Annotated in this window: 16 protein-coding genes and 1 pseudogene; 12 read left to right on the top strand and 5 right to left on the bottom strand. The window is 47.0% G+C overall.

The genetic code is table 11. The features are described from left to right. Nucleotides 1-91 precede the first annotated feature (91 nt). The 4 genes from QGP82_RS24555 (at nucleotide 92) to QGP82_RS24540 (ending at nucleotide 2,050) form a co-directional block, all read left to right on the top strand. Nucleotides 92-319 (top strand): hypothetical protein, encoded by a 228-nt coding sequence (locus tag QGP82_RS24555; RefSeq protein ID WP_163669602.1) that lies wholly within the window; start codon nucleotides 92-94, stop codon nucleotides 317-319. Between the two features lie 68 nt (nucleotides 320-387). Continuing rightward, on the top strand, nucleotides 388-852 hold the full coding sequence (locus tag QGP82_RS24550) for a glutathione peroxidase (protein WP_163669603.1): 465 nt from the start codon (nucleotides 388-390) through the stop codon (nucleotides 850-852). 324 nt (nucleotides 853-1,176) lie between these two features. Then, on the top strand, nucleotides 1,177-1,548 hold the full coding sequence (locus QGP82_RS24545; protein ID WP_499061316.1) for a cupin domain-containing protein: 372 nt from the start codon (nucleotides 1,177-1,179) through the stop codon (nucleotides 1,546-1,548). Between the two features lie 61 nt (nucleotides 1,549-1,609). Beyond that, nucleotides 1,610-2,050, top strand: coding sequence for a VOC family protein (locus QGP82_RS24540; protein ID WP_163698398.1), 441 nt, complete (start codon nucleotides 1,610-1,612; stop codon nucleotides 2,048-2,050). A 129-nt stretch (nucleotides 2,051-2,179) separates the two neighbouring features. Here QGP82_RS24540 and QGP82_RS24535 read toward each other — a convergent pair whose 3' ends face one another. Continuing rightward, nucleotides 2,180-2,398 (bottom strand): hypothetical protein, encoded by a 219-nt coding sequence (locus tag QGP82_RS24535; protein ID WP_250565152.1) that lies wholly within the window; start codon nucleotides 2,396-2,398, stop codon nucleotides 2,180-2,182. A gap of 333 nt (nucleotides 2,399-2,731) precedes the next feature. Here QGP82_RS24535 and QGP82_RS24530 point away from each other — a divergent pair, with 333 nt between their 5' ends. The 4 genes from QGP82_RS24530 (at nucleotide 2,732) to QGP82_RS24515 (ending at nucleotide 4,966) form a co-directional block, all read left to right on the top strand. Then, the gene (locus tag QGP82_RS24530; RefSeq protein WP_499061315.1) at nucleotides 2,732-3,184 is read left to right on the top strand and encodes a VOC family protein; all 453 of its coding nucleotides are present in this window, start codon (nucleotides 2,732-2,734) and stop codon (nucleotides 3,182-3,184) included. A gap of 189 nt (nucleotides 3,185-3,373) precedes the next feature. Further along, complete coding sequence (locus QGP82_RS24525) at nucleotides 3,374-3,616, top strand: DUF1816 domain-containing protein (RefSeq protein ID WP_163669609.1); 243 nt, start codon at nucleotides 3,374-3,376, stop codon at nucleotides 3,614-3,616. A gap of 362 nt (nucleotides 3,617-3,978) precedes the next feature. Then, nucleotides 3,979-4,674, top strand: a complete 696-nt coding sequence (locus QGP82_RS24520) for a DUF547 domain-containing protein (RefSeq protein ID WP_490795097.1) — start codon at nucleotides 3,979-3,981, stop codon at nucleotides 4,672-4,674. Nucleotides 4,675-4,678: 4 nt separating this feature from the next. Then, nucleotides 4,679-4,966 (top strand): LuxR C-terminal-related transcriptional regulator, encoded by a 288-nt coding sequence (locus QGP82_RS24515; protein WP_490795096.1) that lies wholly within the window; start codon nucleotides 4,679-4,681, stop codon nucleotides 4,964-4,966. A gap of 143 nt (nucleotides 4,967-5,109) precedes the next feature. Here the strand turns inward: QGP82_RS24515 and QGP82_RS24510 are convergent, their stop codons facing one another. The 4 genes from QGP82_RS24510 to QGP82_RS24495 are packed head-to-tail and all read right to left on the bottom strand — an operon-like array spanning nucleotide 5,110 to nucleotide 8,177. After that, nucleotides 5,110-5,907, bottom strand: a complete 798-nt coding sequence (locus QGP82_RS24510; protein WP_499061314.1) for an SDR family NAD(P)-dependent oxidoreductase — start codon at nucleotides 5,905-5,907, stop codon at nucleotides 5,110-5,112. A 24-nt stretch (nucleotides 5,908-5,931) separates the two neighbouring features. Then, nucleotides 5,932-6,900, bottom strand: a complete 969-nt coding sequence (locus QGP82_RS24505; RefSeq protein WP_163669617.1) for an LLM class oxidoreductase — start codon at nucleotides 6,898-6,900, stop codon at nucleotides 5,932-5,934. A gap of 30 nt (nucleotides 6,901-6,930) precedes the next feature. Continuing rightward, nucleotides 6,931-7,335 (bottom strand): nuclear transport factor 2 family protein, encoded by a 405-nt coding sequence (locus QGP82_RS24500; protein WP_499061313.1) that lies wholly within the window; start codon nucleotides 7,333-7,335, stop codon nucleotides 6,931-6,933. Continuing rightward, entirely contained in the window at nucleotides 7,335-8,177 is an 843-nt protein-coding gene (locus tag QGP82_RS24495) for an enoyl-CoA hydratase/isomerase family protein (RefSeq protein ID WP_163698385.1), read from the bottom strand. Before QGP82_RS24495 ends, QGP82_RS24500 begins: the two co-directional genes overlap by 1 nt. 210 nt (nucleotides 8,178-8,387) lie before the next feature. On the opposite strand from QGP82_RS24495, the gene QGP82_RS24490 reads away from it, so the two are divergent. The 4 genes and pseudogenes from QGP82_RS24490 (at nucleotide 8,388) to QGP82_RS24475 (ending at nucleotide 11,794) form a co-directional block, all read left to right on the top strand. Further along, nucleotides 8,388-8,738, top strand: a complete 351-nt coding sequence (locus tag QGP82_RS24490; protein WP_490795094.1) for a winged helix-turn-helix transcriptional regulator — start codon at nucleotides 8,388-8,390, stop codon at nucleotides 8,736-8,738. Between the two features lie 109 nt (nucleotides 8,739-8,847). Continuing rightward, nucleotides 8,848-9,219, top strand: a complete 372-nt coding sequence (locus tag QGP82_RS24485) for a VOC family protein (RefSeq protein ID WP_490795093.1) — start codon at nucleotides 8,848-8,850, stop codon at nucleotides 9,217-9,219. Nucleotides 9,220-9,353: 134 nt separating this feature from the next. Then, a pseudogene (locus QGP82_RS24480) lies at nucleotides 9,354-9,446 on the top strand (SDR family NAD(P)-dependent oxidoreductase); the annotation flags it as partial. A gap of 68 nt (nucleotides 9,447-9,514) precedes the next feature. Next, a complete protein-coding gene (locus QGP82_RS24475) occupies nucleotides 9,515-11,794 on the top strand; it encodes a strawberry notch family protein (RefSeq protein WP_499061312.1) in 2,280 nt (759 codons plus the stop codon). The last annotated feature ends 75 nt before the right edge of the window (nucleotides 11,795-11,869 follow it).

Here is an 11,869-nt window from a genome sequence, read left to right as displayed (position 1 = left end):
ATGCCCCCTATTTACGCATTTATTCTGATGGTAGGTTTGACTAGCCGACTTAGAGTTAGAAACTATCAGTTCTAAACTCTCACTTGTTTTTATGAATAGGTGCCTTCAATCTATTCCTTTAGGAATAGTTAGCCTTTTGGGCTACTTAGCTGTACCCGCCCATGGCGATGACTTCAACTGTTTACAGCTGAATATCTGTTTTTCGTCAGCATATCTTTTTGCCGAGCCCTGTCATGACGAACCAGCCATTAAGATGACGATCGATGATTGCACCGATGATGCAGTTTTGCCATTCGACAGCCTCACCCATAGAAACTAAAATGCGGCTTACCTGTCAGAGCAAGGATGGTTGATAATAGAAAGCGTTGTCAAAAACGTTAATCCATTATGCCTGTACCCACTAATCTGACGACTCTGGATGGTACCCCCCTGTCCCCAGATGCGATCGCAAATAAAGTTGTACTATTCGTTAACGTTGCCAGCGCTTGCGGTTTAACCCCCCAATACAGCGGCTTGGTAGAGCTGGACACGGCATATGGCTCCAAAGGACTCGTCGTTGTAGGCGTACCCTGCAACCAGTTTGGCGCTCAAGAGCCTGGCACTCCTGATGAAATCAAGGACTTTACCAAGACTAAATACGATGTAGAGTTTACGCTGCTCGAAAAGCAGGACGTTAATGGTGCTAATCGTAGTCCTCTATACCAGTTTCTAGTGGGCGACGGCGACGATATCACCTGGAACTTTGGCAAATTTGTAGTAGGGCGCGACGGTAATGTCGTTGCTCGCTTCGATCCTAAGACAGCTCCTGATGCACCTGAACTCAAGGCTGCTATTGAGGAAGCTCTAGGTTAAACCTAAGGTTTAAATTGCTTTCCCCCTTTATCCTTAACTGGATAGAGGGGGTTTACATTTTTATTTAATCGGATAATCCGTAGGGGCGTATTGATATGTACCCAATGCAGAAGATAAACCATTTGCCTATACACCGCAGGGTGCCCTGCGGTGCGCCCCTACAAAATAACCGGATATCTTAAAAATCTCTTTCCTGAGAATATAAATTCAGCCGCACTCTCCAAAATAAAAACATAATTAGGCGAGGCAGATAGAAAAGGCCTATAGAATTTAAGAACAAGGCTGACGAGGTTTCAGGCTCTATTCTTATCCCCTCTTTCCCCAATGCAAATAAAGTACACTGCGCTCAATTTTCAAGAAAAGCTAGCTAAATTCAGCGATCGCTGGTCTCCTAAAGTCATTGCTGAGATGAATGATTACCAGTTTAAGCTAGTTAAACTAAAAGGTGACTTTGTTTGGCATGATCATAAAGATACTGATGAGGTATTTATTGTTGTCAATGGTCATTTGACCATTGAATTTCGAGATGGTGCTGTAGAGCTATCTACAGGAGAAATGTTTGTTGTCCCCAAAGGGATAGAACATAAACCCCATGCCGAGAAAGAGTGTCATATGTTACTCATTGAGCCTCGTGGTGTCGTTAACACAGGAGACACTGTTGGAGAGAAAACGGCCCAAAATGATGTTTGGATCTAAGGATATCCAGGTGGAAATTTAGGTATAATATGTGTTCTCCATCAGTAGGGACATCAATTTTATGACTAACAGTTTTCACTATGCATTCAAGGTAAAAGATCTTGATAGCACAAGGAGATTTTATGGAGAGATTTTAGGTTGCCGAGAAGGTCGTTCAACCGATAGCTGGATCGACTTTGAGTTTTTTGGGCATCAGCTTTCTGCCCACGTAGGTGACGTCAGTACAAACGTTGATTACTGCGGCAATGTCGACGGCATATCAGTGCCTATTCCTCACTTTGGATGTCTGTTGAGTAAAGCTCAGTTCAAATATGTACAACAGAAGCTAGAGGCTGCTGACATTGATTTTATAGTTAAACCTCAAACGCGTTATCCAGGCGAAGCTGCACAGCAGTCCACCATGTTTGTGCTGGACTATAGTGGCAACCCACTAGAATTTAAATCGTTTGAAGATAGCTCTAAAGTGTATGACTCATCGGCAAAAGTCGCTCTGAGTTATTAGCCACATAACTGAACAATGAGTTGTTATGCAGTAGCGTAAGTCCAATATTCAATGGCGGGGCTATCCCTCGCGCGCTTATGTCCCCCTCAAAGTTCGAGCTTTTATGGATTTTCTCAAACAATCTATGGCCTAAAACTCAGAATGATGCACCTCATAATGCAGCGTTAGAGACATCAACCCCGCAATCATGGCAGCCGTTAATTCGTGATAGCCAGTCATAAGACAGATCTGATAGCTTACTAAGCACACCCAGATTGTCTTTCCTGCTGGTGTAGTCAAGCAGTCAACATGCTCAGCGATATACTCCAATATTTCTAGGAACTTGAGAAACCCATAGAGAATTGCCATAGATAATTAAATGTTTTGGGCCATAGCTAACCCAGAATTATTCTGAGTTAGCTATATTTTAATCAGAATTATTCTGATTTGACAATAATTCCTCTCTACTTGCCTTAAAAAATTGAAAATGTGCCCTTGGGATGGTTTAGGTATACGTTGATAAGCACCTGGTGCCGAAGCATTTTCAGGAGTTTTGGGCAGCAGGCAAGATATGTATGATGCGATCGCTGATTGAGGGAATGCACCGGTCTAGAGTTATGGCTATTTAACGATGCTTCACCACTAAAGGCATTCCAAGGATCAGCAATGTCGATATTATTTAGACACAAATTTTAATTATTTATGCCAGCGGCATGGGCACCGATGAATACAGATAGCTCGATACAAACAGCTAGAACCGTCCGTATTGCGATTGATATTGGCATTGTTGTTGCTAAAATGGAGAGCTCCCTCAGCTTTTATCGAGACTTATTAGGGTTGTCAGTTGTTGCAGAGGTAACAACCTCACTCATTGGTAAAGGGCGTATGGTGCAACTCCAGCATGGCGAGTCCCTAATTAAGCTAGTGGAGTTACACAACCCCCCTTCTAAGCCCGGCCCAACAGATATCTCAGAATTTCTAGGCTACCGATATATTACCCTGCTCGTTGCTGAGCTAGATGTCATTATGGCCAAGATTAAAGCTCGAAACATCTCTATTGCGCTACCCGTTACACAGCTGAACAACGGGACCAGAATTGCTACGGTCAAGGATCCTGACGGTAACATTGTTGAGTTCGCCCAAGAAACGAATTAAATCACATCTGACAAATTTTGATAGATGTTCTATAGTTTGTATTAGTTTATCCAAATTAAAGTCCTGTGACTTTTAGGTAGCATAAAGTATCAAAGCCGACAGGCATGAGACACTGAGCACAGTATAAGAAAAGCTATGTGTTCTTAAGAACACATAGCTACGTTTATCTCACTGACCCATCTAATCATTATGGCGAACCTTATCAATCAGGTGTTTGACCTGCTTAACAAGTCTTGGTGGCTGGAAATAATGGCTGCATCTCCAAGTTGTGGATATTTTTTCGGTCCCTTTAATTCAGAAAGCGAAGCGCTACAGGAACAATTGCGCTACGTAAAAGCTCTAGAACACCAGGGACGTGAAGTTTTACTAGTATCGGTTGTCCGCCGTCAGGCCCCCAAAAGGCGTATGGTGAATTACTCTGAGGCGGCTTAATTGACGCAATATTCTTTTCTTACAGTATTTTTTGTATCTCCAGGCTGCTACGGAAGAACAGACTCTAGATAGCCGTTCCGGTTTACCAAAACATCAACTACTTATTCCTAAACCTTGTAGTACAAAGACTTTAGGAATAAGTAGGTTTGTTAAGTATTAAGCATAAATACTCATGTAGTTGTTATGTGTATAGTACTCATCAAAGCAGATGAGTATTTATGCTTATGAGAACTATTGGCGCTTGCTTGAATAAATGTGGACAATCCTGTCGGGACACCCCCTTGTGGATGTCCTGAGAATGATCCTAACGAGGGAGATGTAGTATCACCGTAAAATGTGGTAAAAATGCGAAGGCTCACCCCATGACTCAACTCAATTTTGCTGTCTGGGACAGTCTGCTACAGAAATATGTGGATGGTCAAGGCCGAGTAGCCTATAGCCGCTGGCGGCAAACATCACTGCCAGTGCTAGAGCAGTGGCTAGCAGAGATGAGCAGTGTGGACCTGCGAGGATTGGAAAGGGCGCAGGTGATCGCAACTCTCCTAAACCTATACAATGCCTTGACGATCCGACAGGTGCTTTATGAGTACCCCATCGATTCCATTCGACCTAAGTTTCTAGGCATCCCTAACTGGCTAGCTTTTTTACGGTTTTTCACCAAAAGAGTCTATACCTTAAACGGTCAATCTCTGAGCTTGAATACTATTGAGCACGACATTTTGCGCCAGCAGTTTCTCGATCCGCGTATCCACTTTGCCCTAGTGTGTGCGTCCATTGGCTGCCCATTGCTAAGAGCGGAGGCTTACACGCCAGATATGCTGATGGATCAACTGGGGGACGATTGCGATCGCTTTATCAACAACCCAGACAAAGTTCACTACGATGCTGCTAACAGAACATTGTACTGTAGCAAGATTTTCAAGTGGTACAAGGCAGATTTTTTGACGACAGCGAATTCGATTGTAGAGTATTGCGATCGCTACTACACTGCCGCCCAGCTGCCGACTACGCTCAAAGTGGTTTACCTATCCTATAGTTGGGAATTAAATGGGAATTAAATCCATGGACCCAAAAGCTCATGTACTGACGGAAGTCCAGTCGCCACCGCCGCCGCCACCCACCAGACCCACAGCGGTGGGCTATAAAGATGACTCTTTCCCCCCTGGTCTTACCCTAAGAGAAATCAATATCCTTCGGTTGACCATAGCAGGGCGAGATAATCTGCAAATCGCACAGCAATTAGGTACAACCCGTCACAATATTGAGAAATATATTCTCCGTCTCCAACAGAAAGTTACTAGATACAGTAAAGAATCTCCCCTAATCCAGATCCTTAAAAACAAGGAGTAAGCAGTTGGCAAGGGACGTTAGTGCACATCTTCGCAAAATTGCCTCAGCCATCACTCAAAAACACCCATACCCCATAGAAAGCCAATGACCAGGTGGATAAAAGGCGATTTGGAACTGTGGAAATTTGACGGCAATTTCACTTCCTATGGTATCTCAGCCAAAATCTTCTCAATAACACTTACAATCTCTTCAGATTTTTGCGGGTCAAGTGCATCCGAGTGGGGCGCAGCAAATTGACCTGAGTCATTGTCAAAATACTGGCCAGAAGCAGTGCCAAATTCTTCTGAGAATGCTGCACGAGTGAGTATTTCAGCTCCGATGCGAATATCACCACCTGCTACACCAAAGGCCTGTTTCACCATCTTGCTACCGAGCATTGATCCAGGATTGACTGCGATAATGGTCGGACTATTTTCTTTGCGGGAAAGCGCGCGCGACCACATCGTCAGTGCCAACTTGCTTTGGGCATAGGCTGAAAAGTCTTCGTTGAGCCTAATCTGGCCCGTTAATGCCTCTAGCTCAACGGGTTCTTGAGCAGCAGAGGATACATTAACAACTCTTCCAGATGCTCCCATCAGTGGCATCAGTTTTTGCGTTAACAGATAGGGTGCGATCGCATTGACAACAAACCGTACATCCAGACCATCCTGCGTCACCGGATTGGACGCGCTATAGACACCTGCATTATTGATCAATACGTCAAGTCTTGTGTGTCGTTCAGTAACAGCCTCCGCGAGAGCCTCCACATCGGCCATGCGAGAGAAGTCAGCCACATAGCTTTCAACCTGTCCTTTGTCTGTAGCTAGGATTTTTGCTAATTCTTCCAGTTTTGCTCGGTTACGCCCATGTAACAAGACATTGTGACCCAATGAGACTAACATCCTGGCCGTTTCCAGGCCAATGCCGTCGGTTGCCCCCGTCACCAGAAGAGTCTTTGTCATAATTTTGTTTCCTTGTCTTTTTTTCTAATCAGCGAAGTCTGGCAGTATGGCATCGGCGAGACGTTTGAGCGTTGTCTCCATAGCTGCTTGATTAAACCGTAGGTTCAACGCCACATGATTTACACCAATCTCTTCCAGTAATTTTAGATGAGCACGCAGGTGGCGCGTGCCCAGCCGAAAACCTAAATGGATCGGCTGTGGGGGTGTCTCAGGATTGTCAGTCAGATCAAGGTAGAGCGGTTGCATCACCGGCTTTGTAGATCGTCCCGCTGCCTTAACCCGCGCCTGCCAATCGCAAATGATTTTTGCCTGCAAGTCAGTATGGCGCGGATACATCATCCAGCCGTCTCCGTTCTGTGCAATCCATTCGGGAGTTTGCTGACTGCCTCCCGTAATCAGCAGCGGCAGTTTTCCAGACACTGGTTTAGGCAGCATGTCCATGCCACCATTAGGGCTACCATAGCGGTTTTCACAAGATGGGGTATCTTCGCCTATGCGTCTAATGTAGTCAAAGCTTTCGCGAAATCGTGTACCACGGTCAGCAAAGGGCAAATTGAGTGCCGGATACTCCTCGGGTCGATCTCCGGAAGCCACCCCCAGAATAAGCCGCCCCCCAGAAAGTACATCAGCGGTGGCCGCAGCCTTGGCAACATGGGCCGGATGTCGCAGCGGCAGAATAATACTGGCCACACCCAGGGCAATCCGTTCGGTCTGGCCCGCCAAGAGACCGAGATAAACAAAGGGATCATAAATCTGACCAGCATCTCCAAATGAGGGCACGTTGAATGGAACATCACGCAACCAGACGGCGGAAAATCCTAATTCTTCTGCAAGTTGGATACGTTCCAGGTGACGGGCCATGGTCGGTACCGGACTCTTTGCATAGGTCTCAATTGGCACCACCAATCCAAGGCTCAACCGATTTGGCCGAAACACGGAATTATATCCTCTATTGATGGGTTGAAACCTTATCTCTTCAATATGTTTGAGCATTTTTGAGTTCTGTTCAAAAAGAACGTGATCCTAGGCGTCAATAAAAAGCCGTTTGACTTGGTACGTATCCATATATTCCCGAAGCGAGGTGATTTTACCGTCCAAGACCGTGACCAAGAAATGGTAATGGTTGTTGTAAACATTGCCATTAGCCATTTTGCCGTAGGATTCCATTTCCAGGGCCACCCGATCGCCTTCAGCTGTCCATCCAGTAGATGTTAGCGTCATACCATCTGGGATAGCAGCCTTGACATTACCCATCAGCGTGCCAATGGCTTCCTTATTCATCTCACCGGACATGGGCAACCCACCTTCACGACCCATCACACGCCAGATGGCATCATCATCGAGCAATTCAAGAGCGCCTGGTACGTCTGCTGCCGAAAAGTATTCGAAGAAATCAGCGACGATTCTCTTATTATCTTCGATACTCATTATTTAATCTCCTGAATACTAATGAGAGCCTCTTCCCAGCCGCGCTGATTGTCCATATCGAATTGTGCACCGTTGTCGTCGGCCCACTTAAAGCGCTTCAGCGCTGGGGTTTGACTTGTTGCCTGATAGAGCCAATAGGCCTCTTCCTTTAGCGCTGCCTCAATGGGCTTGTCAATGGAGGCATACACAGCCTGTTTGCAAGCATTGATCGACTCGGCGGGCCAAAGGGCAATGCGGTTAGCCAACGCTTCAACAAACGAGCCGATTTCTTCGGGGTCGAGCGCCTTGTTGATGGTGCCATAGGCCTCGGCCTGGTTGGCATCATAGTCTCTGGCGCTCAGGATAATCTCCAGTGCACGCCCTAGACCAATCTGACGGGCCATGCGTGACGCGCCACCACCACAGGGCAGAATACCCATGGCGACTTCCATCTGCATGAACGTTGCCTTGCCGCGGGCGGCAAAGCGCATATCGCAGGCAAGGGCAAATTCGTGACCACCACCGCGGGCGAAGCCCTCAATCTTAGCGATGGTTGCCTGGGGCAGCTTACTGATCCGTTCTAGCGTGGTTTGCAGATCGAGCAGTTTAACGTCGTCACGGGAGACTACAGTCGCGGACATTTCCTTAAGGAAGTCCGTATCAGCATGGGCTACAAAAATCTCTGGGTGGGCGGATTGGAATACAACAACCTTGATGTCGCGATTTGTTTCCAATCTTTGGGCCAACGTATTCAGGTCGGCAAGCATAGGCAAGCCTTGAATATTCACGGGTGGATAATCAAAGGTGACCCATGCGATCGCATTTTCAACCTTAACGTTGAAAGTAGTGAAATTATCTTTCATTGGGTGTCTCCTAGAGGCTACAGGGTTCGCTTTTGTCAAAAAGTTGGCTTTGCTAGTTACCTGGTCTTGAAGGGGGAGTAAGCTAGGACGCAATGTTCTCCGTTGGATGCATCCTTGTTCCAGCATCAGCCTATGTCACTTAAAACGATATTGACAAGTACCCACATTTTTGTAAGTAATGGAGATCTTTGAACGTATCGGCAACCAACAATGACGCGGAAATATAACTGGAAGACGGGTTGCGATGTGGAAGCAACAATGAGTGTGATTGGCGGTCGATGGAAGCCAATACTCATTTGCCATCTGCTAGATGGGCGCAAGCGTTTTGGTGAACTGCGACGTCTTACTCCTAACGCAACAGAGCGCATGATCACATTACAACTGCGCGAGTTGGAGGCGGATGGCGTGGTGGCGCGGCATGTCTATGCCGAAGTTCCGCCCCGCGTCGAATACGAGCTAACGGAGTTTGGACAATCTTTGAAGCCCATCCTCGTTGTCATGCAGGATTGGGGCCATGCATTTAAAGCCCATCGACTTGCCGAAGAAGCAGAACACAATTAATCTGGCATTGCGGCTCCTTGGAATGGCTTTAGTGGTGAAACATCGTAAATAGTCATAGCTCTAGACCGGTACATCCCTTAAATCCACAATCACATTCATCTACGCATCAATGAATTCCCTTGTTTCATATTTTGAGATACCTGTTACCGATATAGATCGAGCAGTCACTTTCTATGGGACTGTTTTCTCCAATACATTGGAACGCACGACGATCGATGGTGTAGAAATGGCACTGTTTCCAGTCACGGAAGAGGGTCAAGGCATATCGGGTGCACTGGCTCAGGGAGAAAGCTATGTTCCTTCAAACGAAGGGCCACGGCTCTACTTTTCGGTGCCTAACATTGACCTCACTCTGAGTCGGGTAGTCGCTGTAGGCGGAAAAGTGGCGTATCCCAAAACATCGATTGGGGAGTTGGGGTGGGTGGCTGAATTCGAAGATACAGAAGGAAATTTGATTGCTTTACATTCCAACCATGGGTGATCAAGCAGTACTACCGATTGCAGTGAGAATTCAAGTCTTATAGTTGAGTAGCAAGATAGCAAGATTTGGATCGTCAATGGCTATCTGACGCTTGAAAATGATGTCTGTATCGTTTGATCTGTGAGAACGACATCATGAATGTGCTTTCTAACAAAGTTGCTATTGTAACAGGTGCTAGTGCTGGTATTGGCTACGCAACTGCCAAACTTTTTGCTGAAGAAGGAGCTATAAACCAAAACGAATTGAGATTGCAGGAGCCCACCCACATCCAACGGATCTAGTCGAAAGTCAGGCGATGTCAGTGGTGCTTCCACCAGAGCCCAGCTATAAACCGGTGCTGCCAAGAGCAGTGATCGCAGACGGGGTATTGTCTGATGCTCAAATAGAGACCGTCACCTATGCCGGAAACGCTCACCAGGGCTTCCTCAATGGTTATTTCCTGGTAACTGATGACGGCGAAACCACAGAACCAACCGTCCCCAGTAATCCAGATGCGGTGCAGTTTCGGCGAGGTTATTTCCTTGGCGATGGCACTGGCTGCGGGAAAGGGCGACAGGTGGCAGGCATCATCATGGATAACGTCTTACAGGGGCGGAAAAAGGCGGTGTGGGTTTCCATGTCAAAGACCCTACAGGAAGACGCTAAACGAGACTGGGAAGCTCTTGGTGGGAATCCAGATGATGTGCATCTTCAAGGAAGCTGGAAGATAAATCAGCCCATTGAACTCCCAGACGGTATTCTCTTTACCACCTATTCCACGCTTCGCTCTACACGGTCTAGTGGAGGGAATCACTATAGCCGGTTACAGCAGATAAGTGACTGGCTAGGAGATGACTTTGACGGCTGTATCGCCTTTGATGAAGCCCATAACATGGGGGGAGCCGTAGGGAAGGTTACCAGTATGGGCGTTACCGCCCCCTCTCAGCAGGGCTTAGCAGGCTTAAAAATCCAAAACCTGCACCCAGATGCCAGAGTCATTTATGTGAGTGCTACAGGAGCTACCGAAGTCTCTCACTTAGCCTATGCCTCACGGCTGGGTCTCTGGTCCACTGGGGAATTCCCCTTTGAAAGCCGGTCAAGTTTTATTAGCCAGGTCGATGCCGGAGGTCAGGCTGCGATGGAGATGGTGGCACGGGATATAAAAGCCCTTGGGCTCTATAACGCACGGGTGCTTAGCTTTGATGGTGTGGAGAATGAACCGTTAGAGGTTTCACTTACTGATGATCAAAAACGGATCTACAACAAATTTGCCGATGCCTTTTACATCATCCACCACAATCTACAAGAAGCCTTACAGGTAGCAGGGGTGGTGAGCCCTGATGGGTATGCCTATAACAGCCGAGCAAAAGCCGCTGCGATATCCGTATTTGAAGGCACAAGGCAGCGTTTTTTTAACCATCTGCTCACCTCAATGAAAACCCCTGAAATGATTGAGGCGATTGAGGATGACTTAGCGCATGATCGCTCCTGTGTTATTCAGATAGTGAGCACTAATGAAGCGATTCTGGATAGGAAGCTCTCATCGGTGCCAGTGGGAGAACGAGACAATCTCCAGATAGACTTTACCCCTCGTGAAGGCATCCTTGAATACCTCGATAGATCATTTCCAACCACGCTCTTTGAGCCCTACGAAGATGAGTATGGAAATATCCGCTCTCGCATTGTAAAAGACGCAGAGGATAACCCAGTGCAGTGCCAGCGGGCACTAGAGATGAAAGAGGACCTTATCAAAGAGTTAATGCTCTTACCTGAGATGCCAGGGGCCTTAGAACAAATTCTGTTTCACTTTGGAGAGGAAAGTGTTGCTGAAGTGACTGGGCGAAGCCAGCGGATACTCTACGACCCCGAATCAGGACGCTACCACGCTTCAAAACGAGGCGCACGGGCTAACTCAGAAGAGACTAAAGCATTTCAAAGTGGAGAGAAACGAATCCTTGTTTTTTCCCAGGCTGGAGGTACCGGACGCAGCTACCACGCCTCCCTTGCCTGCCAGAATCAGCAGCGCCGGGTTCACTACCTGCTGGAACCAGGTTGGAATGCCGCCACTGCTATCCAGGGCTTTGGCCGTACCCATCGAACGCACCAGGCGTCAGCTCCCATCGTGCGCGTGGTATCCACTGATGTGCTTGGAGAACGACGATTTACCGCAACCATTAGCCGACGTATTGGCCAGCTTGGAGCGCTCACCAGGGGCCAGCGGGATGCAGCGGGCCAGGGCGTCTTTACCGCAGAAAATAACCTTGAATCCGATTACGCCAAGTATGCCCTCTCCCTCTTTTACAACCGGATGGCCCAGAACCGGATAGAAGGCATGAGCTGTGCTGAATTTGAAGACATTACAGGACTTGCCCTTAAAACCAGGGAAGGGGCCATAAAAGCCGATATGCCACCGATGTCACGGTTCCTAAATCGGATGTTGGCATTGCCGATTGAAAAACAGAATTTTATCTTTGGTGAATTTGAAGCCCTGCACATGGGGGCTATTGAAGCTGCTAAAGAAAGTGGAAAATACGATAAGGGTGTAAAAGCAGGGAGAATTCATTTAAGAAAGGAAAGAATTGTTGGAATGTCATGAGCTAAGAATCGCCTAGCTTTGGTCAAAGAATGATAGCCATTATGCCGTGCAATATTGATGACCATATTACGGATA

This window comes from Leptothoe sp. LEGE 181152 (genome assembly GCF_032906605.1).
Classification (GTDB): Bacteria; Cyanobacteriota; Cyanobacteriia; order Phormidesmidales; family Phormidesmidaceae; genus Leptothoe; species Leptothoe turfae.
This window is presented reverse-complemented; position numbering and strand designations above follow the sequence as displayed.

Excerpts from the sequence above, each read along its gene's own strand:
- QGP82_RS24490 (WP_490795094.1), top strand. The coding sequence starts at position 8,388 with ATGACGCGGAAATATAACTGGAAGACGGGTTGCGATGTGGAAGCAACA.
- QGP82_RS24475 (WP_499061312.1), top strand. The coding sequence starts at position 9,515 with ATGTCAGTGGTGCTTCCACCAGAGCCCAGCTATAAACCGGTGCTGCCA.
- QGP82_RS24555 (WP_163669602.1), top strand. The coding sequence starts at position 92 with ATGAATAGGTGCCTTCAATCTATTCCTTTAGGAATAGTTAGCCTTTTG.
- QGP82_RS24520 (WP_490795097.1), top strand. The coding sequence starts at position 3,979 with ATGACTCAACTCAATTTTGCTGTCTGGGACAGTCTGCTACAGAAATAT.
- QGP82_RS24485 (WP_490795093.1), top strand. The coding sequence starts at position 8,848 with ATGAATTCCCTTGTTTCATATTTTGAGATACCTGTTACCGATATAGAT.
- QGP82_RS24495 (WP_163698385.1), bottom strand. The coding sequence starts at position 8,177 with ATGAAAGATAATTTCACTACTTTCAACGTTAAGGTTGAAAATGCGATC.
- QGP82_RS24515 (WP_490795096.1), top strand. The coding sequence starts at position 4,679 with ATGGACCCAAAAGCTCATGTACTGACGGAAGTCCAGTCGCCACCGCCG.
- QGP82_RS24545 (WP_499061316.1), top strand. The coding sequence starts at position 1,177 with ATGCAAATAAAGTACACTGCGCTCAATTTTCAAGAAAAGCTAGCTAAA.
- QGP82_RS24540 (WP_163698398.1), top strand. The coding sequence starts at position 1,610 with ATGACTAACAGTTTTCACTATGCATTCAAGGTAAAAGATCTTGATAGC.
- QGP82_RS24510 (WP_499061314.1), bottom strand. The coding sequence starts at position 5,907 with ATGACAAAGACTCTTCTGGTGACGGGGGCAACCGACGGCATTGGCCTG.
- QGP82_RS24535 (WP_250565152.1), bottom strand. The coding sequence starts at position 2,398 with ATGGCAATTCTCTATGGGTTTCTCAAGTTCCTAGAAATATTGGAGTAT.
- QGP82_RS24500 (WP_499061313.1), bottom strand. The coding sequence starts at position 7,335 with ATGAGTATCGAAGATAATAAGAGAATCGTCGCTGATTTCTTCGAATAC.
- QGP82_RS24525 (WP_163669609.1), top strand. The coding sequence starts at position 3,374 with ATGGCGAACCTTATCAATCAGGTGTTTGACCTGCTTAACAAGTCTTGG.
- QGP82_RS24505 (WP_163669617.1), bottom strand. The coding sequence starts at position 6,900 with ATGCTCAAACATATTGAAGAGATAAGGTTTCAACCCATCAATAGAGGA.
- QGP82_RS24530 (WP_499061315.1), top strand. The coding sequence starts at position 2,732 with ATGCCAGCGGCATGGGCACCGATGAATACAGATAGCTCGATACAAACA.
- QGP82_RS24550 (WP_163669603.1), top strand. The coding sequence starts at position 388 with ATGCCTGTACCCACTAATCTGACGACTCTGGATGGTACCCCCCTGTCC.